Source organism: Noviherbaspirillum sp., assembly GCF_035254865.1.
Classification (GTDB): Bacteria; Pseudomonadota; Gammaproteobacteria; order Burkholderiales; family Burkholderiaceae_D; genus Noviherbaspirillum.
In genome coordinates, this window is record NZ_DATFAF010000034.1 from 27,519 (window position 1) to 52,551 (window position 25,033).

General features: G+C 60.8%; 21 protein-coding genes and 1 riboswitch. Of the genes, 13 read left to right on the forward strand and 8 right to left on the reverse strand.

Annotated elements, in window-relative coordinates; translation table 11 throughout:
- Nucleotides 1–78 precede the first annotated feature (78 nt).
- Genes VJ651_RS09190 through VJ651_RS09205 form a run of 4 tightly spaced genes read left to right on the forward strand, consistent with a single transcriptional unit; the run spans nucleotide 79 to nucleotide 6,061 of the window.
- The gene (locus VJ651_RS09190) at nucleotides 79–1,497 is read left to right on the forward strand and encodes a hypothetical protein (RefSeq protein ID WP_324107164.1); all 1,419 of its coding nucleotides are present in this window, start codon (nucleotides 79–81) and stop codon (nucleotides 1,495–1,497) included.
- The gene (locus tag VJ651_RS09195; protein ID WP_324107165.1) at nucleotides 1,403–2,044 is read left to right on the forward strand and encodes a hypothetical protein; all 642 of its coding nucleotides are present in this window, start codon (nucleotides 1,403–1,405) and stop codon (nucleotides 2,042–2,044) included. Before VJ651_RS09190 ends, VJ651_RS09195 begins: the two co-directional genes overlap by 95 nt.
- Nucleotides 2,045–2,051: 7 nt before the next feature.
- Nucleotides 2,052–4,880: an ATP-binding protein gene (locus VJ651_RS09200; RefSeq protein ID WP_324107166.1), complete on the forward strand. Its 2,829-nt coding sequence runs from the start codon at nucleotides 2,052–2,054 to the stop codon at nucleotides 4,878–4,880.
- Between the two features lie 44 nt (nucleotides 4,881–4,924).
- Nucleotides 4,925–6,061, forward strand: coding sequence for a hypothetical protein (locus tag VJ651_RS09205; protein WP_324107167.1), 1,137 nt, complete (start codon nucleotides 4,925–4,927; stop codon nucleotides 6,059–6,061).
- A gap of 14 nt (nucleotides 6,062–6,075) precedes the next feature.
- On the opposite strand, the gene VJ651_RS09210 is transcribed toward VJ651_RS09205, so the two are convergent.
- From VJ651_RS09210 to VJ651_RS09225, 4 genes are read right to left on the reverse strand one after another with little or no spacing between them, the layout of a single operon-like run.
- Nucleotides 6,076–7,536 carry a cobyric acid synthase gene (locus VJ651_RS09210; RefSeq protein WP_324107168.1) on the reverse strand — a complete coding sequence of 487 codons (1,461 nt, stop codon included), beginning with the start codon at nucleotides 7,534–7,536 and terminating at the stop codon, nucleotides 6,076–6,078.
- Nucleotides 7,537–7,546: 10 nt separating this feature from the next.
- Nucleotides 7,547–8,317, reverse strand: coding sequence for an ABC transporter ATP-binding protein (locus VJ651_RS09215; protein ID WP_324107169.1), 771 nt, complete (start codon nucleotides 8,315–8,317; stop codon nucleotides 7,547–7,549).
- Nucleotides 8,318–8,320: 3 nt separating this feature from the next.
- Nucleotides 8,321–9,361, reverse strand: coding sequence for an iron ABC transporter permease (locus VJ651_RS09220; protein WP_324107170.1), 1,041 nt, complete (start codon nucleotides 9,359–9,361; stop codon nucleotides 8,321–8,323).
- A gap of 30 nt (nucleotides 9,362–9,391) precedes the next feature.
- Complete coding sequence (locus tag VJ651_RS09225) at nucleotides 9,392–11,377, reverse strand: TonB-dependent receptor (protein WP_324107171.1); 1,986 nt, start codon at nucleotides 11,375–11,377, stop codon at nucleotides 9,392–9,394.
- Between the two features lie 132 nt (nucleotides 11,378–11,509).
- Nucleotides 11,510–11,744: riboswitch (cobalamin riboswitch) on the reverse strand.
- Between the two features lie 133 nt (nucleotides 11,745–11,877).
- On the opposite strand from VJ651_RS09225, the gene VJ651_RS09230 reads away from it, so the two are divergent.
- The 3 genes from VJ651_RS09230 to VJ651_RS09240 all read left to right on the forward strand — a co-directional run bounded on the left by VJ651_RS09230 (nucleotide 11,878) and on the right by VJ651_RS09240 (nucleotide 15,517).
- Nucleotides 11,878–12,729, forward strand: a complete 852-nt coding sequence (locus VJ651_RS09230) for an alpha/beta hydrolase (RefSeq protein WP_324107172.1) — start codon at nucleotides 11,878–11,880, stop codon at nucleotides 12,727–12,729.
- 200 nt (nucleotides 12,730–12,929) lie between these two features.
- On the forward strand, nucleotides 12,930–13,721 hold the full coding sequence (locus VJ651_RS09235) for a protein phosphatase CheZ (RefSeq protein ID WP_324107173.1): 792 nt from the start codon (nucleotides 12,930–12,932) through the stop codon (nucleotides 13,719–13,721).
- The gene (locus VJ651_RS09240; protein WP_324107174.1) at nucleotides 13,721–15,517 is read left to right on the forward strand and encodes a chemotaxis protein CheA; all 1,797 of its coding nucleotides are present in this window, start codon (nucleotides 13,721–13,723) and stop codon (nucleotides 15,515–15,517) included. The genes VJ651_RS09235 and VJ651_RS09240 overlap by 1 nt, the downstream gene beginning before the upstream one ends.
- A gap of 170 nt (nucleotides 15,518–15,687) precedes the next feature.
- Here the strand turns inward: VJ651_RS09240 and VJ651_RS09245 are convergent, their stop codons facing one another.
- From VJ651_RS09245 to VJ651_RS09260, 4 genes are all read right to left on the reverse strand, one after another.
- Nucleotides 15,688–16,251, reverse strand: a complete 564-nt coding sequence (locus VJ651_RS09245) for a VOC family protein (RefSeq protein ID WP_324107175.1) — start codon at nucleotides 16,249–16,251, stop codon at nucleotides 15,688–15,690.
- Between the two features lie 15 nt (nucleotides 16,252–16,266).
- Nucleotides 16,267–17,268, reverse strand: coding sequence for a fumarylacetoacetate hydrolase family protein (locus VJ651_RS09250; protein ID WP_324107176.1), 1,002 nt, complete (start codon nucleotides 17,266–17,268; stop codon nucleotides 16,267–16,269).
- A gap of 79 nt (nucleotides 17,269–17,347) precedes the next feature.
- Entirely contained in the window at nucleotides 17,348–17,917 is a 570-nt protein-coding gene (locus tag VJ651_RS09255; RefSeq protein WP_324107177.1) for a TMEM165/GDT1 family protein, read from the reverse strand.
- Between the two features lie 36 nt (nucleotides 17,918–17,953).
- Nucleotides 17,954–18,895, reverse strand: a complete 942-nt coding sequence (locus tag VJ651_RS09260; protein WP_324107178.1) for a CysB family HTH-type transcriptional regulator — start codon at nucleotides 18,893–18,895, stop codon at nucleotides 17,954–17,956.
- A 135-nt stretch (nucleotides 18,896–19,030) separates the two neighbouring features.
- On the opposite strand from VJ651_RS09260, the gene VJ651_RS09265 reads away from it, so the two are divergent.
- From VJ651_RS09265 to VJ651_RS09290, 6 genes are read left to right on the forward strand one after another with little or no spacing between them, the layout of a single operon-like run.
- Nucleotides 19,031–19,804, forward strand: coding sequence for a sulfite exporter TauE/SafE family protein (locus VJ651_RS09265; protein WP_324107179.1), 774 nt, complete (start codon nucleotides 19,031–19,033; stop codon nucleotides 19,802–19,804).
- Nucleotides 19,805–19,819: 15 nt separating this feature from the next.
- The gene (locus tag VJ651_RS09270) at nucleotides 19,820–21,514 is read left to right on the forward strand and encodes a nitrite/sulfite reductase (RefSeq protein ID WP_324107180.1); all 1,695 of its coding nucleotides are present in this window, start codon (nucleotides 19,820–19,822) and stop codon (nucleotides 21,512–21,514) included.
- Entirely contained in the window at nucleotides 21,507–22,034 is a 528-nt protein-coding gene (locus tag VJ651_RS09275; protein WP_324107181.1) for a DUF934 domain-containing protein, read from the forward strand. Before VJ651_RS09270 ends, VJ651_RS09275 begins: the two co-directional genes overlap by 8 nt.
- A 4-nt stretch (nucleotides 22,035–22,038) precedes the next feature.
- The gene (locus VJ651_RS09280; RefSeq protein WP_324107182.1) at nucleotides 22,039–22,761 is read left to right on the forward strand and encodes a phosphoadenylyl-sulfate reductase; all 723 of its coding nucleotides are present in this window, start codon (nucleotides 22,039–22,041) and stop codon (nucleotides 22,759–22,761) included.
- Nucleotides 22,762–22,765: 4 nt separating this feature from the next.
- Nucleotides 22,766–23,701, forward strand: coding sequence for a sulfate adenylyltransferase subunit CysD (gene cysD / locus VJ651_RS09285; RefSeq protein ID WP_324107183.1), 936 nt, complete (start codon nucleotides 22,766–22,768; stop codon nucleotides 23,699–23,701).
- Entirely contained in the window at nucleotides 23,701–25,026 is a 1,326-nt protein-coding gene (locus VJ651_RS09290) for a sulfate adenylyltransferase subunit 1 (protein ID WP_324107184.1), read from the forward strand. The genes cysD and VJ651_RS09290 overlap by 1 nt, the downstream gene beginning before the upstream one ends.
- The last annotated feature ends 7 nt before the right edge of the window (nucleotides 25,027–25,033 follow it).

Here is a 25,033-nt window from a genome sequence, read left to right on the forward strand (position 1 = left end):
CACGGCATCTTTTCAGCAAGGAAACTGTGGACGCGCTTTTCTGCTCCCCGGCAAGTTATCGTGCCTTAAAATACCGCGATGCAAAATAATTCGACGACACTCCCCGCCGTCACGGACGACGGCGCCCCAGCCTCGCTGCAAGCCTATTTCAAGCCTGACATCTCTCCGGACGATATTGAACAGGTCTTCCGCCTGAAGCGGGCGCAACCGCTGCTGCAGGCATTTACCGCCCTGTTCCATGGCGGATTCGACGGTGTACTGGTGCGGCTGCTGGTGCTCAAGGAACTGGCGGCCGACACGCAGTCGTCTGCCTTGTCGCGCGCCGACATCAAGACCCGGCTCGCCTATCTCGATCCGGACAGCCTGGAAACCGTGCTGGCACGCCTGCGCTCGCATCAGTTGCTTGCCTGGGATGCCGCGCAGGGCGTCTATCGCATCACGCCGACCGCGCGCAACGTGCTGGCGGCCATCGACGGCCTGCTCAACCTCACCCAGGGTGACGACGAGGCGGAAATGGGCTTCCTGCTGTCGCAGGTAGCCGGATCGCAGGCGGTCGGCGGCGTGAGCGTCGAGCAGTTGCAACACCTGCTCGGACGCCTGGTCGATCTGACCGAAGAGTTTCGCGACGCCATCGCCTCCGGCTCGGAATTCCGCCTGCGCGCGGCGCAGGAGAAGTGGCATACCGCTTGCGACTGGGTGGAGAAAGGATCTCAGATCATTCATGCGATCACCACGGACACCCGGGCCGATGCCGCCACCCACCGCGCGGCGCAAGCTATCGGCCGTGCGCAAAGCGCCCTCCTGAACATGCAGGGCATGTTTTCGCGCGCTCTCAACCAGATCGAACGTCAACGCGTGCATCTCGGGCAATCCGGCCTCTCGACCACCGACATCAAGACCTGGCTGATGCAACAGGATGACTTGGCGTCCCTCGCGGAGGGCGCCGTGTCGACGCCGGTCACGCCGCTGTTCATCACGCCCTCGGAAATGATCGACGTCGCCGAAGCCGAGCTGTTTGCCGATCGTGTCGCGACGGTAGCTTCCGCATTGCCCGCAGGCGAGGATGCACCGGTCACGCACAGCGAGGAAGCGAGCATGCCGGTCGAATTGGATGCCTGGCTGAATCGCCTCTCGTCGTTTGCGTCACCCTCGCCGGCTGCCACGCCCGTGCAGGACACGCTGTTGCCGGCCAGCTTCGCGATCGCCTCTTACCGGGCATCGCTGCTGCCGCTGTTGGGCGATGAAAGCGAATCGGCGCTGCAAGGCGGCACGGCGCACATGGCGCGCCTGCCGCTGATCTTCACGCCGCAAGACGGCATGGTCGCGCTAAAAGACCCGCATGTAGCCGCCATCTCGAACGCCTCCCTCTCACACAAACCAGAATCTCGAACGGATATACAGCATGAACCACGAAGCGCAAATCCTGATCGCACAGCTGCTCACGCATCAGACGCTGACGCGCGACAACAAGCTGGTGAAGCGCGCGCTGTCGGATGAATTGTTTCGCGCCGAGCTCGACAATCGCCTTTCGGCCTGCGGGCTGAAGCTGCTCGACAACGTCTACGCCGATCACGTCACGCTCGCGCTGACGCGCGAAGTCGAACCGAAGATCTTCGGTGCACGTGAGACATGGCAGAACAATAATGCCGGCCTCGCGCGCGACGGCGTGGCGCTGCTGGTCGTGCTGTGGGCGCTCATCATCCTGCCCAAGCGCGAGCGGCAGGAGTCGCACCAGAACGCCGCCGAGGATCAAAACGACATGTTCGGCAAAGACAAGCCCATGCCGCGCGCGGAAGAAGCGTCGACCGGCATTTCCTTCAAAGCGCTGTTGGCGGACTTCGGCGACAAGCTCGGCAAGAAGACGCGCATCGGCATGAACCTCGGCCAGCTTGCCAAGCTCGGCTTCATCGAAATGAAAGGCGACATGATTCTGGAAGGGCCGCTGCTGGATCTGATGATGGATACCGACACGCTCAAGGAACGCATCGTCAACGGCGCGCTGGCCGACATTTTCAAGCGCGCGCCGCAGGAAGTCACGGAATAGGACTCGCATGTTTCATATCAAATCGCTTGAACTGGTGCATTGGGATTACTGGCAGCGCATCAAGAACATCCCGCTGGACGCAAAAATCATCACCATCGCCGGCCAGAACGGCTCCGGCAAGACCACCCTGCTCGATGCCTTGCGCACGCTGTTCGGCCTCGATTGCTCGATGGGCCGCTCCTACAAGCACTACGCGCGCCACTCCGGCGAGCAGACGGCATGGCTGCGCGCCGTGGTCGACAATCGCCCCAGCGGACGTCAGCTTTCCAACCGGCCGTTCCGCGCTTCGGGATTTTTCAGCGAGGACGAAGTCACGCTGTTCTGCCAGATCCAGAAGAACGGCGGCGACTGGCGGCGCCAGTATCTGATGCGCGGCGGCGCGGTTGAGATCGAGGCGGTACAGGAGGCCGGCGACTGGCTCGGCCTGGAGGCGTATCGCAAGCGGCTGGCCAATGCAGGCTTGTCGCAAGCCATGGCGAAGGTGCTGGCGCTGGAGCAAGGCGAAACCGACAAGCTGTGCGAGTACGCGCCGCGCCAGCTGCTCGACCTGGTGTTCCAGGTATTCGGCGACAAGGAAGTGCTGGACGCCTACGACGAAGCGAAGCGCCACCAGCGCGACACCGAGGCCGAATTGCAGCGCTTCGAAGCGGAGCTCGCCGCGTCGCAGACCAACCTCGAGCGCTTGCGCCTGCGGGTGGCGAACTACCATCAGTGGGAAGGCCTGAACAAGGAGCGGCGCGATCTGCGGGAAGAAATTCTGCCCACGCTGCAATATCACGAAGCGCGCGAGAAGTCGGCCGAAGTCAGCCGGACGCTGCGCGACGCCAGAAAATCCATTGCGGCGCAGGATGCCCAATTGTCCGAGAAACGTTCATTGGTCGCGGAGCGCGCAAAAGCCTTGAGCGCGGCGCACGATCACGAGACCGCGCTGGAGCAGGAAAAAACTTCGCTGGAAAAGCGGCTGGGCGAGATCAACACCCGACTCAAGCCGCTGGAAAACCTGCTGGAACAGAAGGCCCGCCTGCAGAAACTGGCCTCGGATGCCGGTGCCGATATCGCGGACGTCGCCGCGCAAGCGGAGCAGAAGGAAACCGAGTACATGGGCCTGCGCCAGACGCGCGCCGACATCGCCAGCCGGCTTGCCGCCGATCGCGCGGCGATTGCCGCGCTGGAGAGCAAAGCCGCCTTGCCGGAACCGGACAATGTCCGTTCCATGCGACGCGCGCTGAATGACGCCGGCATCGCGCATGACATGCTGACCGATATCATTGAGGTGACCGACCCGCGCTGGCAAGGCGCCGTCGAGGGCGTACTGCGCAGTTATGCCTTCGTCGTCTTGCTGAAGAACGCGAAAGATGCGGCAGCGGCCTATCGTCTCGGCGAGAAGGAACGCTACGGGCACTTCATCGTCCCCGAACGCGTCGCCGCCCCGGTGGCAAAGGATCAAAGCCTGTTGTCGGTGCTGCGTTTTTCCGCACCGGCACCGGCATGGTTGATCGATCAACTGACGCGCATCACCCGCGTCGATTCGATCGACGACGGCATGCGGCTCGCCCCTTCCGAAGAATGGATCACGCCGGACGCCTATCACCGTGAACGACGCGGCGGCCGCTCGCTGTTTGTGGACGCGTCGCGCTACCGTTTCGGCCAGGCAGGCCGCACGCAACGACTGGCAGCCTTGCAACGCGCATTGCCGAAGCTGGAAGCGGAAGAAGACACGCTGACCCTGAAGATCAACAAGCTTGCCGGTGAAATCAGCGCACTCAAGGCACGCTTGGCCGGCGTCGATGCCGCCAAGGAATTGATAGCGCGGCAAACCGAATTCGAGGAAGCGGAACGCAGCGCGATGCCATTGAAAGTCACGCGCTCCGAAGTCGGCACCCGTCTCGGCGAACTCTATCCGCTCCTGAAGACCGCCACGGAAGCGCGCGTGATTGCCGATCGCGACTGGAACGGCGCGAAGAATGCCTTGGTCGAGGGCGAATCGCATCTGCGCCAGGCGAACAAACGCAACGAAGAAGAACGTGGCGCGCATGCTCGCACGCTCGTCGAGGTTCGCCAGGCATGGCGTCACCTGCCCTTCAACTGGCGCCGCCCCGCCCGCCGCCAGTCGCTGGCCGAGGAACATCAGAATGCGCATCAGGTCGAACTGCGCCTCAAGCATTTGGCAAGCGATCTCGAACGCGAGGATTGGGAAACCGACGTGACCGTGGTCGACCAGCATGCACGCCTGTCGGCACTGCTGCAAGGGCGGCAAGCCGAAACCGACGAGCGCCGTTACCAGAACAACCGGGCGATTGAAGCGACCACCAATGCGCGCGGTGCCTACATCGAGCGGCTGCGCTACACGATCAAGACCTACAGCCGCAACATCAAGGAACTGGGCGAACTGGCAGGAATTGAAGTCCACACCGATCCGGTCCGGCTGGAAAACGACGACGTTCAACTGTCGCAAGCGGGCTTGCATGTACGCTTCAAGTTCGACGGCAAGGGGCCGATCGGCATGAACGACGGCGAAGCCTCAGGCGGCCAGCAGGTGATGAAATCCCTGATCCTGCTGATCGGCCTGCTGAAGTCGGACGAAGGGTCCGGCGGCTTCGTGTTCATCGATGAGCCGTTCGCGCATCTGGACATCCGCAACATTCAGCTGGTCGGCGAATTCCTCAAGAATACCGACGCGCAATACCTGATGACGACGCCGCTGACGCACAACACCGACGTCTACGATCCGTCGGAACTGACGCTAATCACAAGCAAGAAGAAAAAGGAATCGCACTGGGCACAGCCGATCTTCGTGCTGCAGCGGCGCACCGCGCCAGCTGAAAAGGCAGCCTGATCAACATGCGTCTTGAATCCATTTCTCGCGACAAGCGACAAAGGATGTCGGATACCTTCGATGCGCAAGCGCTGTCTTTGCTGCCGTCCGAACAACGCGCCTTGCTCAAGGAGTGGTTGAAGAGTAGCGCGCCAACGCGGCGCTGGGATGCATTGCTGAAGCAAGCCGGCACGCAACGCATCGAAACGGCGGAGATGCTTGCAGATGCGTTGGCAGCCTGCGGTGCTGCGATTCTGGAGGAACACTTCGAGCGTGCCGTATGGCGAACAAAGACGCTGATCTGGCGCGATTATGAATCGCTGTGTGCTGCCATGGGAATGACAACACGCGCCGCCCGGCGCATTGCATTTTCGTCCGCATGGGATGCGACGCAGAACACCGTCTGGCGCCATGCCGCGTTGTCGGATGCGTACCTCGCTTTGCGTGATGCATCGTCGGAAAGGAGCGAGTCCCGGCTTGCCTTGCTCACCAAATTGAATCAATGGCTCGCGACGGGCCAAAGTGGCACACGTCGGGAGTTTGCGCTTTTCGCGCGCGGCCAAACCAAGCAGATCAGCCACGCGGAATGGGCCTGGTTGTCAGAATATGTCGACCTGGCAGATTGCGGCATCGAGCGGCACACACCGGCATTCTGGATATCCGGCGCAGTGGAACTCGATCTCGGCGGGCGATGCCTGAATATTGACGCGGCGGGCGATTTCATTGCGCTGACGCCGGACACGATACGCCGCATCACAGGTGCCAGCACGCATGCCCGGCACTATCGTCTGATCGAAAATCGCACGAGCTTTGAAAACGTGGTTCGACAAGCGCGTAGCAGCAGTGCTGAAATCGTGATCTGGCTTCCCGGCTATGCGCCAAGCTGGTGGCGCAGCGCCATGGAAAAATTGCTTGAAGTTCTTCCGCGTCCAGCGCGCATCAGCTGCGATGCAGATCCTGACGGCGTACAGATCGCCATGAACGCCGGTGCATTATGGAGCGCACGCGGCTTGTGCTGGGAACCCTTTGCGATGAGCGCCACCGACGCGTCGGATTCACCTAGCAAACTGCCGCTTGCAGCGCACGACATACGCCTCGCGCAAGCGCTACTTATGAACCCCGCCCTGCCAACCGAGCTGGCCGGACTGCTGCGCTGGTGCCTCGATAATGACAGCAAGGTGGAACAGGAAAATTGGCTGTAACGACGCCACACACTTCATTTCCGATTATGTTCTAGGACAAGCTGTCGAATAGCGGACAGCAATGGCGCTGCGGCATCAGCAATACGATCGATGCTTTGCTCGCGCAGCAGCCCGGGATCGACGGGCGTGAGCTCGGAGAGTCCTGCCCAGCGCAGCAGTGCCGCCATCGTTTGCGGCAAGTCGAACAGGCCGTGCAGGTAGGTTCCCATGATGCGGTCATCCGCGGAACGCGCTCCCTCCGCACGCTCGCCGAGATAAAACGCCGGCCTGGCGCTCGCGCTGCCGTGCGAGACGCCCACGTGGATTTCATATCCGACGACCGGCGCGTCCGCAAATGCGCATCGGCCGCTGATGTGGGCCAGCGTCTTGTCCGCGGTCAGTACCGTGTCGACATCCAGCAATCCCAATGCTTCGGATTCGCCGGGCGCACCTTCGACACCGTGCGGATCCGATACGGTGTGCCCCAGCATTTGATAGCCGCCGCAAATGCCAAGCACCTTGCCGCCGTAGCGCAAATGCCTTTGCAATGCTTCGCGCCAGCCGTTTGCCATCAGCCACGCAAGATCGGCCCTTGTATTTTTGCTGCCGGGCAGGATGACCAGATCCGCAGGCGGAATCGCTTGCCCGGGGCCGACAAAATGAAGATCCACATCGGGCTGCGCGCGCAGGGCGTCGAAGTCCGTGTGGTTGCTGATGCGAGGCAGAACCGGGACCACGATCCTGAAGCGGCCTTTTTCATGCTGCATGGGCTGAATCGCGTCTTCCGCATCCAGGAACAAACCGTGCAGATAAGGCAGCACCGCGAGCACCGGTTTTCCGGTCTGCGCCTCCAGCCATTCCAGCCCGGGCTGCAGCAAACCGATATCGCCGCGAAAACGATTGATGACAAAACCGATGATGCGCTTGCGCTCGCTCTCCGACAGGCACGCGAGCGTGCCGACGATGTGCGCGAAGACGCCGCCGCGATCGATGTCCGCCACCAGGATCACCGGGCAATCGACCTCTTCCGCGAAACCCATGTTGGCGATGTCGCGCTCGCGCAGGTTGATCTCCGCCGGGCTGCCGGCGCCTTCGACAATGATCGCCTCATACGACTCGGACAATCGACGAAAGGATTGCAGTACAGCCTGCATCGCAACAGTCTTGTATTGATGGTAATCGCTTGCATTCATGTCGGCGCGCACCTTGCCGTGCACGATGATCTGCGCCTCGGTGTCGCTCGAGGGTTTCAGCAGCACGGGATTCATGTCGCTGTGCGGAGCCAGGCCGGCGGCTTGCGCCTGCAGGGCCTGTGCCCGCCCGATCTCGCCGCCGTCTTCGGTCACCGCGCTGTTGAGCGCCATGTTCTGCGGCTTGAAGGGCACCACTTTCACGCCTTCGCGCGCCAGCAGGCGGCACAGGGCAGCAACGACCGTGCTCTTGCCGGCATCCGAGGTGGTGCCTTGTACCATCAGTGTCTGAAAGGGAATGATCATTCTCGTCTGCTCATCGGCGCGCTTCCGCCGGAATGTAGAGCGTTCGATTGCCGTGTCGTACCGTCTCTATCGGGTAACCCAGGCAGTCGCTCAGGATCCGCGCCTGCATCACCTCTTCAACCGGGCCAGCCATCCAGCGTCCGTCGCCCATCAGCAGCAAGGCGTGGCTGGAAATACTGTGGGCGAGATTGAGGTCATGACTCACCATGACCACCGCCTTTTCCTGTTCGCGGCACAACCGGGCCAGCAGCTCCATCACACTGACCTGGTGCGCAAGATCAAGCGCGCTGGCCGGTTCATCCAGCAGCAGCCAAGGGGTGTCCTGAGCCAGCGCCGCCGCGATCGCGACACGCTGGCGCTCGCCACCGGAAAGCGTGCGTACATCGCGCTCGGCCAGATGGGCAACGTCGAGTGCCAGCAAGGCCACGCGCGCCTTCTGGATATCCGCGGCGGCATCCCAGTATTGGTCGCCCTGGTAAGGATGACGTGCCGCCAGCACTGTTTCGATGGCACGATAGCCGAATGCATCCTTGCGTCCCTGCGGCAGGTAGGCGCGTTGACGTGCGAGCTCAGGCGCGTGCCAGTCGCGCAACATGCGTTCGCCAACGCGAATGGCACCGGCGTCGGGGTCGCGCAGGCCGGCCAGCGTTCGCAGCAAGGTGCTCTTTCCGGCGCCATTGCGTCCGATCACGCACCAGCACTGGCCGGCTTCGACGCGCCAGTTCAAGTCCCGGACCAGGATCCGGTCACCGATGCGCAGGGTCAGGTCGAGCGTGCGCATCGTCTATTTCCTGTGAATATGATGTAACTGCAGCAAAAAGATGGGCACGCCGATCAGGGCGGTGATCACGCCCACCGGCAGTTGTTGCGGTGCCAGCACACTGCGCGCCAGCGTGTCGGCGAGGACCAGGAAACTGCCACCCGCGAGCGTGGCCGCGGGGAACAGCAGTCGATGGTCCGGTCCCCACGCAAAGCGACAGGCGTGCGGCACGATCAGGCCGATGAAGCCGATGCTGCCGGCGCTGCTGACCGCACTCGCAGTCAAGAGCGCGGAACACAGGAACAAGCCCTGCCGCAGGCGTCCGACGCGTATGCCCAGCGTGGCCGCTGCCTCCGCATGCAAGGCAAGCACGTTGACCGCGCGTGCAACGCGAATTGCGAACACAAGTGCGCCCAGCCATATCGTCCACGGCAACCAGCGCATCTGCGTCGACGACAGGTCGCCGATCAGCCAGAACACCATGCCGCGCAAGCGATTGTCGGGCGCCAGCGACAGCATCAGTGCGACCAGCGCTCCGCAGCCCGAGGCGACGATCACGCCGGTAAGTAGCAGCATCGGCGCGCCGCCGTCGGCTCCGGTGTTGCCGCGCAGGTCGCGATACGCGAGCAGCAACAGCAGAAATGCGACGGCAACGGCGCCGCCAAACGCGGCGATATCGATCAACCAGGCTGCCGTGAAAAACAGCATTGCGAACAAGGCGCCCACCGCTGCGCCTCCCGACACGCCGAGCACATAGGGATCGGCGAGCGGATTGCGCAACAAGGCCTGCATCATGACGCCTGCCAGCGCGAGCGTGGCGCCGGTGACGAAGGCCGAGAGCGCGCGTCCAAGGCGCAATTCCAGCAATGTCCCTGCCAGGCTCGCCGGCTCGCCGCGCAGCATGTCGCCCAGTGCCGACAGCAGTTCGGGAACCGACAGCGAGACGGAGCCGACGACGCAGGAGAACAAGATGCTGGCGCAGGCAAGCACCAGCATCACCGCGAGAACGGTGAACGCGCGGCGGCGTTCGATGACCAAAGGCAGACTAAGAACACTACTATGCATGGTTCACTCGGCCTCGCATGATGACTCCTCCTAGAAGTCGAGACGGGCAGAAACCTTCAGTTGACGGCCGGTATCGGAATAGATTCCGGTTCCGCACGCCCCGAAGGCATTCGAGAAATAGCTTCGATCCGTCAAGTTGTTGCCTGCAATTGCCAGCTCCCATGCGCCGACACGTCTGGCGTAACGGGCATCCACGGTCGTATACGATGGAATGCGGATCGCGCAGCTGTTGGAAAAGTCTCCGCCGTAGCGCTGCGAGTCGGCCCATTGCACACCTACGCTTGCGCTCTGGCTGCTGCCCGGCAGCCAGTTCAGGCGAAGCGTCGCGGTGTTGCTTGGCACCAGGACCATTTCCTTGCCATTGTTCGGACCATCGGTGAACTTGGCGGATACATGCTGCAGCACGGCCGACAAGGTATAGGCCTGCGCCAAGCGCATGTTTGCTTCCACCTCGGCACCCTGACGGCGCGTGGGGTCCAGGTTCACATTGGAGAACTGAAGCGGATTGAAGAAGATCTCGTTTTTCAACTGATGACGAAATACCCTTGCGGTCAGCTTTCGCGCAGCATTCCCGGCAGTCAGGCCGACTTCCAGGTCGCGTGAAGTCTGCGGCTCCAATGCTTGATTGGGAACGGGAGTGAATCCGTTTTCATCGGCATTGGCGACACGATAGCTTCGCCCGGCCTTGGCGAACACATCGAGCTCGGGCGAAAACGCATACTTTCCTTGTAACTCCCATGCGTTCAAAGAATGCGAGGTGCTATACGCAGTCGTTCCAAAAGCGAGCGGATCGGCGAAATCCTTGTCGAACTTTTCATGACGCGCGCCGACGGCGATACGTGCGTTGCCTGCCTGGATTTCGTCGCGCGCGTAGATCGCGCGCGAGATTTGCGTCGCGTCGGCATTGGACCATGGGACACCACCGGAGCTGCCAACCGCCTTTCGCTCCCATTGCGCGAAATCAACGCCGCCGACCAGCTCATTCTTCATGCCGCCTATCTCGGCCTTATGGCGAATGCGCGGCGAGAACTGCGTCGTGCGGCTGTCCGCGCGATAGTCGGTAGTTCCGAATGTCGAGAAGTAAGTCGCTTTGACCGTCTTCTCGCGATGCGCCAGTTCGGCCGCGAGATCGATGGCGCCCAGGCGGCGTTCGGCGAGAAGCGTAAACCGATCCGTATCGGACGAACCGAAATCGTTCGGCGTCGTTGCCTGGCGCGGATTCGCGTCGAACTGCGCCAGGGTCAGCGAGCCCGGCAGACGCGCATCCTGACGCGCGAGATCGATACGCATGCCGACTCTTCCTTCACTGGATGCCCACTGCGCACCGCCGCTGAAGTTCTTTTGCCTGACCGCATTGTTGTCGCGATAGTTGTCCGCTTGTTGCGCACTCACATTCGCGTCGAGCGAAAAACCGTCCGCACCTTTCGCTGCCGATCCACGCAATTCCCTGTGTCCGTAGAAACCGACTTCACCGACGAGCGTCCCGCGCAATCCTTGTGCCGCGCTACGTTTGGTAATGATCTGGATCGTGCCGCCGGTCGCACCTTCGCCATACAGCACGCTGCTTCCACCGCGCACGATTTCAACGCGTTCGACGGTTTCAATCGGAACGCTCGACAAGAGCGCCGTGCTCAATTCGCTTTCCGACAGGCGGACGCCGTCGACCATCACGACGAGATTCTGATCGCTGTTGGCGCCAAAACCGCGCAAATCAATGGCAAAGTCCTGCGTACCGTTGAGGCTCTGGCGACCGTGGACGCCTCCCAGCTTGCGGATTGCTTCGTTGACGTTATTGATGCCTGCCTCGCGGATCTCTTCCGCCGTGATGACGGAAGCGCCGATGGGGCTTTGCCCCGGGTCGGTGGCGAAACGGGAAGCACTCACCACAACGGGTGCCAGTGCTTTTTCTTGAGTGGTTTGAGCAAACGCGGGAGCCGCAGATACGGCGCAAAGCGCTGACGCCAAGGCCAGCGGCTTCCAGGCCGCATCGCCATTGCGCGAGATAGAACGAATCATGATGTTGTTTTCGGAAAAATGCACTCGTCCTGCCTCCCCGCAGGACGGATTCAACAGAAGGCGTGACGAGCGCACCGAAAACGAATCAGCGGAGCCAGGCTCCGATCCGTGTCCGCGAAGATCCCCGTCCGCACACTTCCACCTGTTCTGGCCGGTATCCGGGCTGGCAAAGTAAAACGGCCGACCTTCCCATGCAGACTGCACAGTGGTATCGAAAGACCGTCTGGCATCTTGAATGCCGACTGCATTCGCGATGACGTTTGCTTACCGTTGCGGGGGCAGCACACGTTAGCTGGAGAAGCCTCGTGTTTCCCGTTTAACTGCCTGCATGAACATGCGGGCGGGCACCAAAACCCTGCTATTGTAAGCCTTGCAGTATCCAGCGACAACAAAGCGAGACTGCATGCGCAACGTGTTGCCGGTCCGTCAACTCGTGCGACTGCGTTTGCCGAACACGCCTTTCTGTCGCACACTCGCATCTTTACCCGCAGCAGCAACTCATGAAAATTCAAACCGAATACTTTAACCAGCAATACAACGCCCGCGCGATGATTCCCGATCATCCCTATGTCTTCACGCGCTGGCTGAAGGATTCCGCGCAGGTGCGGCGCACGCAGGCGGCATTGTTTGATCTTGCCTATGGCGAAGCCAGCGGAGAGCGGCTCGATTTCTTCCCGACCTATCGGGGTGACGCGCCGCTCCTGGTGTTCATTCATGGCGGCTGGTGGCGTTCGCTCGACAAGTCGGATTTTTCATTCGTTGCGCCGGCCTACACGCATGCCGGTTTCAATGTCGCGCTGACCAATTACACGCTCGCGCCGGACGCCACGATCGCGGAGATCGTGCTGCAGCAAGTGCGCGCGCTCGCATGGCTTTACCGCCACGCGGAAGCCTATGATTTCGATCCTCAACGCATCGTCGTGGCCGGTCATTCCGCCGGTGCGCATCTGGCGGCGATGATGATGGCCGCCGTCTGGCCGGCATTTGGCGACGATCTGCCGCCAGACCTGGTCAAAGCCGCGATCCTGATGTCCGGCATCTATGACCTGGAACCGGTACGATATGCGGATTTCGTGAACGTCGATTTGAAGCTGGGCGAGCGGGAAGTAGATTTTTTATCACCAGCCAGAATGCCGCAGGCAAGCGCCGCGCCTTTCCTCATCGCAGTCGGTGCGCTGGAATCCGAAGAATTCAGGCGGCAGACAGGATTGCTTGAACAATCCTGGCGCGCCGGTCACCGGATGCAGGTTCCACTGCCGGAAGCCAATCACCTGACAATCTGCGATGCGTTCGCACAGCCCGGCCACCCGCTTTGCGAAGCGAGCATCGAACTGATTTCCTCACTTAAATAGCGTCAGCGCTTTACACAACAGATTCGCAGCAAGGCTTTGCCGGGAAAACAGGCAGGCATTATGATGTCTATGTTGCGAATAAGAAAGACGTGACTGATAATCATACAAAACCTGTGCTTCCGGCATGCAAGCGCACGCAGTAATCTGGGCCGGATCACTTGTAAGAAGAATGCCGACAACGAAGATAGGGAAGCACCGACATGACCGACGCAGCAGATGACCTCGAAGCATTGTTTGATGAAGTGGCGGCACAGCGCGCCGCTGACACTGTCGAACCTGCTGAGCCCGTTGCAGAAGCAGTTGTCGAAAGCGAGCCGACATCCTGTGCATCGGAAATGATGGACGAGACGTCGGCAGCGACATCCGGCGACCTGTCCGAAAAGCCGATGTATGAACGTCTTGGCGGCATCGTCCGCATGCTGCACGACTCGCTGCGCCAGCTCGGCTACGACCGTTCGCTCTCCGATGTCGCCAGCCAGATCACCGACGCGCAGGGCCGTCTCGAACACATCGCCGCCTTGACCGAACAAGCCGCCAACAAGGTCTTGAACGCCGTCGACACCAGCCTCCCGGAGCAGGAAACGCTGACCAAAAAGGCGAAGGACATGGAAAATCGCTGGGCCATGCTGTTCGATGGCAAGCTCAGCATCGAAGAATTCAAGGCACTGGCAGGCGACTCGAAGCAGTTTGCCGCCACGGTCATGGAAGCAAGCGAATCCGAAAAAGCCCGCCTGCTCGAGATCATGATGGCGCAGGACTTCCAGGACATCACCGGCCAGTTGATCAAGAAGATCGTCAACATCACCAGCACTGCCGAGCACGAACTCGCGCAACTGCTGCGGGACAATGCACCGGCCGAAGTCAAGGCCGCGATGGCTGCCGAGCACAAGTCCGCAGACAAGCCGGTGGACCTGATGCAAGGCCCGTCCGCGCCGAGTGCGGCGATGGCGCAGGATGATGTCGACAGCTTGCTTGCGGATCTGGGGTTCTAATGGACGATATGCTCAAGGAATTCGTTGTCGAGGCACTGGATCTCGCGACGAACGTGGAAGAGCATCTGCTCTCGCTGGAGCGGCATCCCGACGACAGCGACACGCTCAATGCGCTGTTCCGCTCCTTTCACACCATCAAGGGCGGCGCCGGCTTCATGAATCTGCCGGCCATCGTGTCGGCCTGCCATTTGACGGAAAACCTGTTCGACGCCCTGCGTACCGGCAAGGTGCCGGTCACGCCGACCGCGATCGAAGCGGGTCTGCAGGCAAGCGGATTCGTCGGCGACCAGTTGCGTCAATTGGCAAACGGGGCGGCGCCCGAAGCCCTGCCCGCCATGCCGGCGGCGCTGGAAGACATCGTGGCGCAAGCCATCGAAGGCAATGTCGCCGAACCGGCGCCCGTGGCGAAACCGGAAGCAGTTGCCGCCGCTGAAGATGGAGCGGAAACGGCGAACTCCGTGATGTCCGACGACGGCCTCGATTGGGAAGCCTTGTATCGGGCGGTGGTTCCCGCCGGCACGCTTCCTGACGAGCCGGTTGCGCTCGCTGCGGTGCCGGCGTCGGCGGTCAAGGCCATCGAGGAAGGCGCGCGACCGATCACCGCGCAGATCAAGGAAGATTCCATTCGCATCGACGCCGTCAAGCTCGATGCCCTGCTCGAAGTCGCGGGCGAGTCCGTGCAAGCGGCGAACCAGGCGGCGGTCCTGCTGGAAAAACTCTTGCAGTTCAAGTTCGACGGACAGGCCGCGGTCTTGATGTCGACCTTGCAGGAAACCCTGAATCGCGCCTCGCGTTATTCGACCGAATTGCAGCGTGCGACCCTGTCGACGCGCATGCAGCCGGTCGGCCGCCTGTTCCAGAAATTTCCGCGCCTGGTACGCGAACTCGCACGAGACCTCGGCAAGAACGTGGAGCTGGTGATCGAAGGTGCGGAAACCGAAGTCGACCGCGTGGTGGTCGACAGTCTGTACGATCCGCTGGTGCACATGCTGCGCAATGCGCTGGATCACGGCATCGAAACCGCCGAGGAACGCGCCGCGACACCCAAGTCACCCAAGGCGACCATTCTGCTGAAGGCCTGGCAGGAAGGCAGCAGCGTCATGATGGAAGTGTCCGACGACGGCAAGGGCATGGATCCGAACCGCTTGCGTGACAAGGCAATCGCGAAAGGACTGATCAGCGACAACGCAGCGCAAACACCGGAAGAAGCATTCCAGCTGGTCTTCCTGCCCGGCTTTTCGACCAAGGAAGTGGCATCCAGCGTTTCCGGTCGCGGCGTCGGCATGGACGTGGTGAAAACCGCGGTCGAAAAACATCGCGGCGCCATTCGCATCGATTCCGCATTGGGCGAAGGCACGCGCTTCACCATCCGCCTGCCGATCGAACTGTCGATCGTGCCGACCATGCTGGTGCGTACCGCCGGCGCGGCATTGGCAATGCCGATGGCGGTGGTGCAACGCGTGGTGGAACTGCCGGAATCGTTCTCCGAGGTCGGTGGTGCGCCGGTATTGCGCGACCAGGGACGTCCGCTCGCGGTGCGCTCGCTGGCCGAAATTCTCGGCTACGAAGCATGCAGGGAAAAAGTCGGTATCGTCATCGCTGCGCCACAGCCTTACATTCTTGCAGTGGAAGCGGTGGATGGCACGGCCGACCTCGTCATCAAGCCGCTTACCGCGATTGCGGTACCCGGCGTCAATGGCACCGCACGCTCCGCGGAAGGCGAACTGGTGCTGGTGATCAGCCTCGCTTTCCTGCTCGACGGTTGCAAGACGACTGCCGCACGTTTGGCGGCTTGACTCTTCGAAACGCCCCGAACAGTCTTGCTGTTCGGGGCGTTTTCACTTTTCCCGCCCACGGCCGCAGCAAATCCTCTCAAGCCGATGAACATGTCCGGCGCGATATAACGACCTCAGGAACGCGGCGAAGTATTCTCCAGCATGTCAATGCTTCCGCAGATTCGCCGGAATCATTGCTTCGATGCGCGCTCCGCCTTCAATTTCGTCCACGCAGCAAGCTTTTCGTGGATGCCTTGCTGTTCGCCGAACATTTGCGCATCGGATGCGAGTTGCGCGCACAACTCCAGCCGGATGCCATTCGGATCGAAGAAGTAAATCGATTTGAAGACGCGGTGATCGGTGATGCCGAGCACCTCGATCCCGTTCGCCTCAAGACGCGTCTTCATCGCTTCCAGCTGCTCGATTGTAGCGACGCGCAACGCGATATGGTTGACCCATGCCGGCGTATTCGGAGAGGGCTCACAGGTGGCATTGTCTCCGAGATCGAAGAACGCGAGGCAGGATCCATCCGTCATGCGAAAGAAAATATGCACATAGGGGCAAAATTCGCCTGTGGACGGCACCACGTCCTTCTGGATGTAGTGAAACAGCGGCAGCCCGAGAATGTCCTCGTAAAAGTGGCGCGTTTCTTCCGCGTCGCGGCAGCGATAGGCGAAATGATGCAAGCCCTTGATCGGTACAGCGGCGGGAATGGCGGCCGCCTGGCCGACAGGTGTGGCTGCGAGTGTGCTCATGGCATCCTCCGTGATTCAATGGCGCGCCTTTGGCGCTCCGCCTTGCGCAACTTTCTGGTCAATTGCGCCGAAAATCGATTTGCCCTTGGCATCCAGCATTTCGATGCGGATCGTGTCACCGAATTGCATGAACGGTGTTTTGGCTGCGCCGTCGGCGATCATTTCCAGGCAACGTTTTTCCGCGATGCAGGTGTAGCCCTTGCGGGCATCCTTGTTGGACACCGTGCCTGAGCCAATGATGGAACCGGCGCGCGCATTGCGCGTCATCGCCAGGTGCGCGATCAGTTGCGGGAAGCTGAATACCATATCCACCCCGGCATTCGGCTGACCGACCAGGGCGCCGTTCCAGGTGACCCGCAAGGGCAGATGCACCTTGCCGTCCTGCCATGCCTCGCCAAGCTCGTCCGGCGTGACCGCAACCGGCGAAAAACTCGAGGCGGGTTTCGACTGGAAAAAGCCGAAACCCTTTGCCAGTTCGGCTGGAATGAGATTGCGCAGCGAGACGTCGTTGACCAGCATCAGCAGCCTGATATGGGATGCCGCCTGCGCTGCATTGGTTCCCATCGGTACATCGTCGGTAATGACGGCGACTTCCCCCTCGAAATCAATGCCCCACTCTTCCGATGCCAGCAGGATATCGTCGGTCGGCCCGAGAAAGTCATCGGATCCGCCCTGATACATCAAGGGTTCATGCCAGAACGAGGCCGGCATTTCCGCGTTGCGCGCCTGGCGCACGAGTTCGACATGGTTGACGTAAGCCGAACCGTCCGCCCACTGGAAGGCGCGCGGCAGCGGCGCCATGCAACGCGTCGGATCAAAGTCGAAGTGGCGATGGGTCCTGCCTTCGTTCAAGCGCTCGTAAAGCTGTTCCAGTTGCGGCGCGATGAAATGCCAGTCATCCAGCGCGCGCTGCAAGGTGAGCGCAATACCGTCGGCAATATGGGCGTTTTTCAGGTCGCGCGACACGACTGCCAGCTGGCCGTCGCGCGTGCCATCTTTCAAAGTAGCGAGTTTCATCCGGGCCTCCTGTCGAAAGATCTGGTTTGACTTGCCGGCAGAATCATTCCCGGATGGCGAGCCACCACCTGCTGATGAATTACAGCAGACTGCCGACGTTCAGCAAGGTCAGCACGCCAAGGACCGCAAATATCACCGCCGCAATCGCATGCACCACTTTCAGCGATACCATTTTTGTGATTTTGTCCCCCAGCAGCACTGCCGGCACATTCGCGATCATCATGCCGAGCGTGGTGCCGGCGACTACCGCAAACAGGGATGAATACTTGGCCGCGAGCGCAATCGTCGCCACCTGCGTCTTGTCACCCATTTCAGCCAGGAAAAATGCCAGTACCGTCGCGCCGAACACGCCGAAGCGCGAGTGCTTGGCTTCGACTTCATCCAGTTCGTCCGGAATCAGTGTCCATACCGCCATGGCAATGAACGACACGCCAAGAATCCAGCGCAGCACATCCTGGCCGACCAATTCGGTAATCCAGCTGCCGACGGCACCCGCGCCCGCGTGATTCAAGGCGGTGGCGACGAGAATGCCGAGGATGATGGGAACGGGACGACGGAATTTGGCTGCAAGCAAAAGCGACAATAATTGCGTCTTGTCACCCATTTCAGCGAGCGCGACGATACCGGTGGAGACGAGAAAAGCTTCCATGAAGAATAGTGAGAGTGTTGTTGGGTCTGCCGCGCGTCACAGCTCGTAGCTGTCCTTCGCGCCGCTCATGAGTTGTTCGATCAGCCTGCGGTTGAGCGTCGGATTGAGCAATTCGATGAAACTATATACGTAACTGCGCAAGTACGCTCCTTGCTTGAGTGCCACGCGCGACGCATTGGACCCGAACAGGTGACCCACCGAGATGGCCTCCAGTCCCTTGTCGCGCTCGGCGTCGAATGCCATTCCCGCGATGATGCCCACGCCCATGCCGAGTTCGACATAGGTCTTGATCACGTCGGCGTCGATCGCTTCCAGCAGGATGTCCGGCTTCAGCTCGCGAATGGCAAACGCGTGGTCGATCTTTGCCCTGCCGGTGAACGCGGCATCATAGGTGATGAGCGGGTAGGTCGCAATCTCCTCCAGAGTAATCGTTTTGGATTTGAGCAAGGGATGGTCATGCGGCACCACCACCACGTGCTCCCATTGATAGCACGGCACGCTGATCAGTCCGTCCATGTTGGCAATGGCTTCGGTCGCAATGGCGAGGTCGGCCTGATCCTTCAGGACCATTTCGGCCACCTGCTTCGGATTCCCTTGCAATAAAGACAAGCGCACCTTCGGGAATTTCTGCGTGAACGCCTGCACCACTTTGGGGAGTGCATAACGCGCCTGGGTGTGGGTGGTGGCGATGGTAAAGCTGCCGCTGTCCTGCGCAGCAAATTCCTTGCCGATCTGCTTCAGGCCGTCAATTTCCTGCATGATCAGCTCGACCGACCGCAGCACGGCCCGGCCCGGTTCGGTCAGGCCGCGGATACGCTTGCCATGGCGCGTAAAAATGTCCACGCCCAGTTCTTCCTCCAGTTCGATGATGGCCTTGGAAACACCCGGTTGCGAGGTGTATAGCGCTTTTGCGGCCTCGGTCAGATTGAAGTTCTGGCGGACGGCTTCCCGCACAAAACGAAGTTGATGGAGGTTCATCTTTTCCCCTTGGCTTTCTGCTAATGCGTTTTTTCTTCTTGTTTATGCCTGATAGGCATATAAGCAAATAAATACTAAGTAGTTTGGAATAAGGGTCAAGTTTATTACGATTCCCACTCGTTTGCGTGAGGTGACATGACTCTTTCTTATGTGCTTTCAGGTTTTGGCGTCGGGCTGCTGGTCGGCTTGACAGGCGTGGGCGGCGGATCCCTGATGACGCCGCTGTTGACGCTTCTTTTCGGTGTCTCGCCCAGCGTGGCGGTCGGCACCGACCTGGCCTTTGCCTCGGCAACCAAAACCGCAGGCACTCTTGCCCACCGCCTCGGCGGCACCGTGCACTGGAGCATCGTTCGCCGCCTCTGCCTCGGCGCCTTGCCGGCAGCCTTGCTCGCTACCGTAGCTCTGAAATATTTCGGTGCGCTGGACAAGGAAATCGGCCAGATCATTCGCTATTCGATTGCCGGCTCGGTGCTGCTCACCGTCGTGTCACTGCTGTTTCGCGGCCGCATGCTGACCTGGATCCTGGCTCACCCCGAACGGCAATTGCAGGGCACCAGGCTGACCGCGGCCACCGTCATCGCCGGTGCCATTCTCGGCACCCTGGTAACCATTTCCTCGATCGGCGCCGGCGCAGTCGGTGCCACGATCCTCGTATTGTTGTATCCTCGCCTGTCCCCGGCGGAGATCGCCGGGACCGATATCGCTTATGCGGTCCCCCTGACTGCCATCGCTGCCTTCGGCCACTGGTATCTTGGCTCGATCGACTGGCAATTGCTCGCCACCCTCTTGCTGGGTTCCGTGCCCGGCATCACCCTCGGTTCGCTCGCCGCGAAGGCTGTTCCGGAAAAAGTGTTGCGTGGCCTGTTGGCGACAACCCTGACGGGCGTCGCCGCGAAACTGGTTTTTTAAGATTGGATAAGAGAGATGTATCGTTACGACCAATATGACCATCTGATCGTCAAGGAACGCGTCGCGCAGTTTCGCGACCAGGTCCGTCGACGCCTGGCCGACGAACTGACCGAAGAAGAATTCCTTCCCCTGCGCTTGCAGAACGGACTGTACATGCAGCGCCACGCCTACATGTACCGCATCGCCATTCCTTATGGCCTGCTGTCATCCACGCAAGTGCGCAAGCTCGCCTACATCGCGCGCAAATACGACCGCGGCTACGGCCACTTCACGACGCGCCAGAACATCCAGTTCAACTGGATCAGCCTGGAAGATGTGCCTGACATTTTCGAGCACCTGGCCTCGGTCGAAATGCATTCGATCCAGACCTCGGGCAACGACGTCCGCAACACGACCACCGATCAATATGCCGGCGTCGCAGCCGACGAGCTGGTCGATCCGCGTCCGTATGCCGAGATCGTCCGCCAGTGGAGCACCTTCCATCCGGAATTCGCCTACCTGCCGCGCAAATTCAAGATCGCCTTCAATGCCGCCAAGGAAGACCGCGCCGCGCTCGCCATGCATGATATCGGCATCGAAATCGTCAAGAATGCCGAAGGCGAAATCGGTTTCCGCGTGCTGGTCGGCGGCGGCCTGGGCCGTACCCCGATCCTCGGCAGCTTCATTCGCGAGTTCCTGCCCTGGCCGCATCTGCTGACGTATATCGAAGCCATTCTGCGTGTGTACAACCAGTACGGCCGCCGTGACAACAAGTTCAAGGCACGTATCAAGATCCTACTGAAAGCAACCGGCGTCGAGGAATTCGCGCGCATGGTGGAAGAAGAATGGGCCGACCTGAAAGACGGCCCCGGCACGCTGACCACCGAAGAATTCAACCGCATCGCTGCCTATTTCACGCCGCCGGCTTATGAGACGCTGGCCAACGAAGACGCCACACTCAAGCAGCAGCGCGCGCAAAGCAAGGGCTTCGACAACTGGATGAAGCGCAACGTCAAGCCGCACAAGGTGCCGGGCTATGCGATCGTCGTGCTGTCACTGAAGAAACCGGGCGTGCCTCCGGGCGACGCCACTGCAGAGCAGATGGATTTCGTTGCCGATCTGGCCGACCGCTACAGCTTCGGCGAAGTGCGCGTCACGCATGAGCAGAACCTGGTGCTGGCCGACGTCAAGCAATCCGAGCTGTTCACGCTGTGGGGCGAAGCCAAGGCACATCATCTGGCCACGCCGAATATCGGCTTGCTGACCGACGTCATCTGCTGCCCGGGCGGCGATTTCTGCTCACTGGCCAATGCCAAGTCGATCCCGATCGCCGCCGCCATTACCGAGCGTTTCGAGGACATCGACTTTCAGCATGACATCGGCGAAATCGATCTCAACATGTCGGGATGCATCAACGCCTGCGGCCATCATCATATCGGCAATATCGGCATTCTCGGCGTCGACAAGGATGGCTCCGAATGGTATCAGATCTCGATCGGTGGCGCGCAGGGCAACGACAGCTCGGTCGGCAAGATCATCGGCCCGTCGTTCTCCGCGCAGCAAGTGCCGGGAGTGGTCGATCGGCTGCTGCAGGTCTATGTCAAGAATCGTATCCAGGGCGAGCGTTTCATCGAAACGGTGCGCCGCATCGGCATCGAGCCGTTCAAGGAACATGTATATGCCACGCCAATCGCGGGCGGAGCACTGGTAGGGGAAGACGAATATGCGTGAAATCATCAAGGACAAAGCCGTCGTCAATGATGACTGGACTCTGATGCACCTGGCCGAGGGCGAGACGCCGGAAACGGTTGCCGTCCCCACCGGCAAGCTCATCGTGCCGTTGGCGGTCTGGGAAGCGCAACGCAGCAAGCTGCGGGAACGCGCCGAGATCGGGGTCTGGATCGCCAGCCACGAGCGGCCGGAAGTATTGAAGGATGACGTTGAAAAGCTGTCCGTGATCGCCGTCGATTTCCCGAAATTCTCCGACGGTCGCGGCTTTTCGATTGCCTACAATCTGCGCCACCGTCTCGGCTACACGGGTGAACTGCGCGCGATTGGCGACGTGCTGCGCGACCAAATGTTCTACATGCAGCGCGTCGGCTTCAACGCATTCGCGACGCGCCCGGATCGCAGCATTCATGAGGCGCTGAAAGGCTTGTCCGATTTTTCGGAAGCCTACCAGGCGGCCTGGGACCGGAAATTGCCGCTGTTCCGCCGCGTCGAACGCGGACAAAAAGCGACCCAAGGTTGAAGCCATGAGCACCAAGGATTTCGACAATCTCATTGCAGCAACACAGACGACACTGACGAGGATCGCGAACGACTTTGCGCCTGCCGTGTTTGCCTCCAGCCTCGCGGCCGAAGACATGGTGTTGACCGACATGATCCTGTGCGCCAGGCTGTCCATCGGGATCTTCACCCTGGAAACCGGCCGCCTGCACAAGGAAACCCTCGGCATGCTGGACCGCATCCGGGATACCTATGACGCGGAAGTGAAGCTCTTCAAGCCGGAGCAGGCTGCGGTCGACGCCTACGTGCAGCAGCACGGCTTGAACGCGTTCTACGACAGCGTCGAACTGCGCAAGGAATGCTGCCGCATCCGCAAGGTGGAACCGCTGAATCGCGCCCTCGCCGGCAACAAGGCATGGGTCACCGGCCAGCGCCGCGCGCAGTCGACGACACGCGCCGATCTCGCCGTGCAGGAAAACGACGAAGCGCATGGCATGACCAAGTTCAATCCGCTGGCCGACTGGTCGGAAGACGACGTGTGGAACTACATCCGCAGCAACAAGGTTCCGTACAATCCCTTGCACGACAAGGGCTATCCATCGATCGGCTGCGAACCCTGCACCCGCGCCGTCCAGCCGGGCGAGGATATTCGCGCCGGACGCTGGTGGTGGGAGAATCCCGAGTCAAAGGAATGCGGCCTGCATGTAGTCGATGGCAAGCTTGTCCGAGTCAAATCCGTAGCACAGTAAAACTATGAATACTGCAGTCGAAAAACTCTTTTTGGATGCTGCCAGCAACCGTCACCTGGACTGGCTCGAATCGGAAGCCATCCACATCATGCGCGAGGTTGCGGCCGAGTGCACCAATCCGGCATTGCTGTTCTCCGGCGGTAAGGACTCGGTGGTCCTGCTGCGCATTGCGGAGAAGGCTTTTCGCCCCGGCAAATTCCCGTTCCCGCTGGTGCATATCGATACCGGCCACAACTTCCCGGAAGTGATCGAATTCCGTGACAGTCGCGCCAAGGAACTGGGCGAACGCCTGATCGTGCGCTCGGTCGAGGATTCGATCAAGCGCGGAACCGTCCGCCTGCGCAATCCGCAAACCGATTCACGCAATGCGGCGCAAGCCGTGACGCTGCTCGAAACCATCGCCGAATTCAAGTTCGATGCCTGCATCGGCGGCGCCCGCCGCGATGAAGAAAAGGCTCGCGCCAAGGAACGCATCTTCTCCTTCCGCGACGAGTTCGGCCAATGGAATCCGAAGGCGCAGCGGCCGGAATTGTGGGACTTGTATAACACGCGCGTCCATCCCGGCGAGAACATGCGTGTTTTCCCGATCTCGAACTGGACCGAGCTCGACGTCTGGCAATATATCGCCCGCGAAAACCTGGCGCTGCCGTCCATCTATTTCGCTCACGAGCGCCAGGTGATTCCGCGCAACGGCTTGCTGGTGCCGCTCACCGACTTGACGCCGCCGCGCGAAGGCGAAACGATCGAAACCCGCGTCGTGCGCTTCCGCACGGTAGGCGACATTTCCTGCACCTGCCCGGTGGCGTCCGACGCGGACACGGTCGATGCCATCATCGCCGAAACGGCAGTGACCCAGATTACCGAGCGCGGCGCAACGCGCATGGATGACCAGACATCCGAAGCCTCGATGGAAAAACGCAAGAAGGAAGGGTATTTCTGATGAACGCAGTAGTTGCAGAACAAGTAGCCTTGACCAGCGCGGGCACCGAGCGCGGTTTGCTACGCTTCATCACCGCCGGTTCGGTCGATGATGGCAAGAGCACGCTGATCGGCCGCCTGCTGTTCGACAGCAAGGGCATTTTCGCCGACCAGCTCGACGCGATCTCGCGCGCCAAGCACAAGCGCACCGTAGGCGACACGGTCGATCTGTCGCTGCTGACCGATGGGCTGGAAGCCGAACGCGAACAAGGCATCACCATCGACGTCGCCTATCGCTACTTTGCGACACCCAAGCGCAAGTTCATCATCGCCGACACCCCCGGCCATGAGCAATACACGCGCAACATGGTGACCGGTGCATCGACCGCCGACGCAGTCATCATTCTGGTTGACGTGTCGAAGGTCAAGCTGGGCGACGACGGCAGCGTCGAACTGCTGACGCAAACCAAGCGCCATTCGACTATCGCGCACCTGTTGCGCATCGAGCATGTGATCGTCGCGGTCAACAAGATGGACCTGGTCAATTACGACCAGTCCGTATATGACCGTATCGTCGCGGCCTACCGCAAGTTTGCGCAGCAACTCGGCCTGCAGGACGTTCGCGCCATTCCCTTGTCGGCACTGGCCGGCGACAATGTGGTCGAAGCCGGCGACAAGATGCCGTGGTATCAGGGTCCGACCCTGATCAAGCTGCTCGAATCGCTGTCCGTCTACGACGAATCGCATGACGAGCCCTTCCGTTTCCCGGTGCAACTGGTGGCGCGCCACAACGGCCATGAAGCGAATGATTTCCGCGGCTACATGGGCCGCATCGAAGCCGGCAAGGTCCGCAAGGGCGACAAGCTGGTGGTGCAGCCGAGCGGCCAGACCGCCACCGTGAAGGATATCCTGACGCTGGAAGGATCGATTGATTCGGCCACGGTTGGCCAGTCCATCACGCTGCTGCTGGAAGAGTATCTCGACATTTCGCGCGGTGACATGCTGGTCGCGGAAGACAGGCCGGCTACACAGTTGCGCACAGTGACCGCCGACGTTTGCTGGCTGTCGGAAGAACCGCTCGACATGCGCCGCAAGTACTGGCTCAAGCACACCACGAAACAAGTGGCTGCGCGCGTGGCGAAGATCGACACCCTGCTCGACATCAACACCCAGGAGCGCCGCCCTGCCGAAGGACTGAAGCTCAACGATATCGCGACCGTGTCGATCAACGTACAGCAACCACTGGCGGCCGATGCCTATGACGCGATTCGCTCGACCGGCGCGTTCATCCTGATCGATGAGGTGACGCACCAGACGGTTGCCGCCGGCATGATCCGGATCGACTGAGACCGGG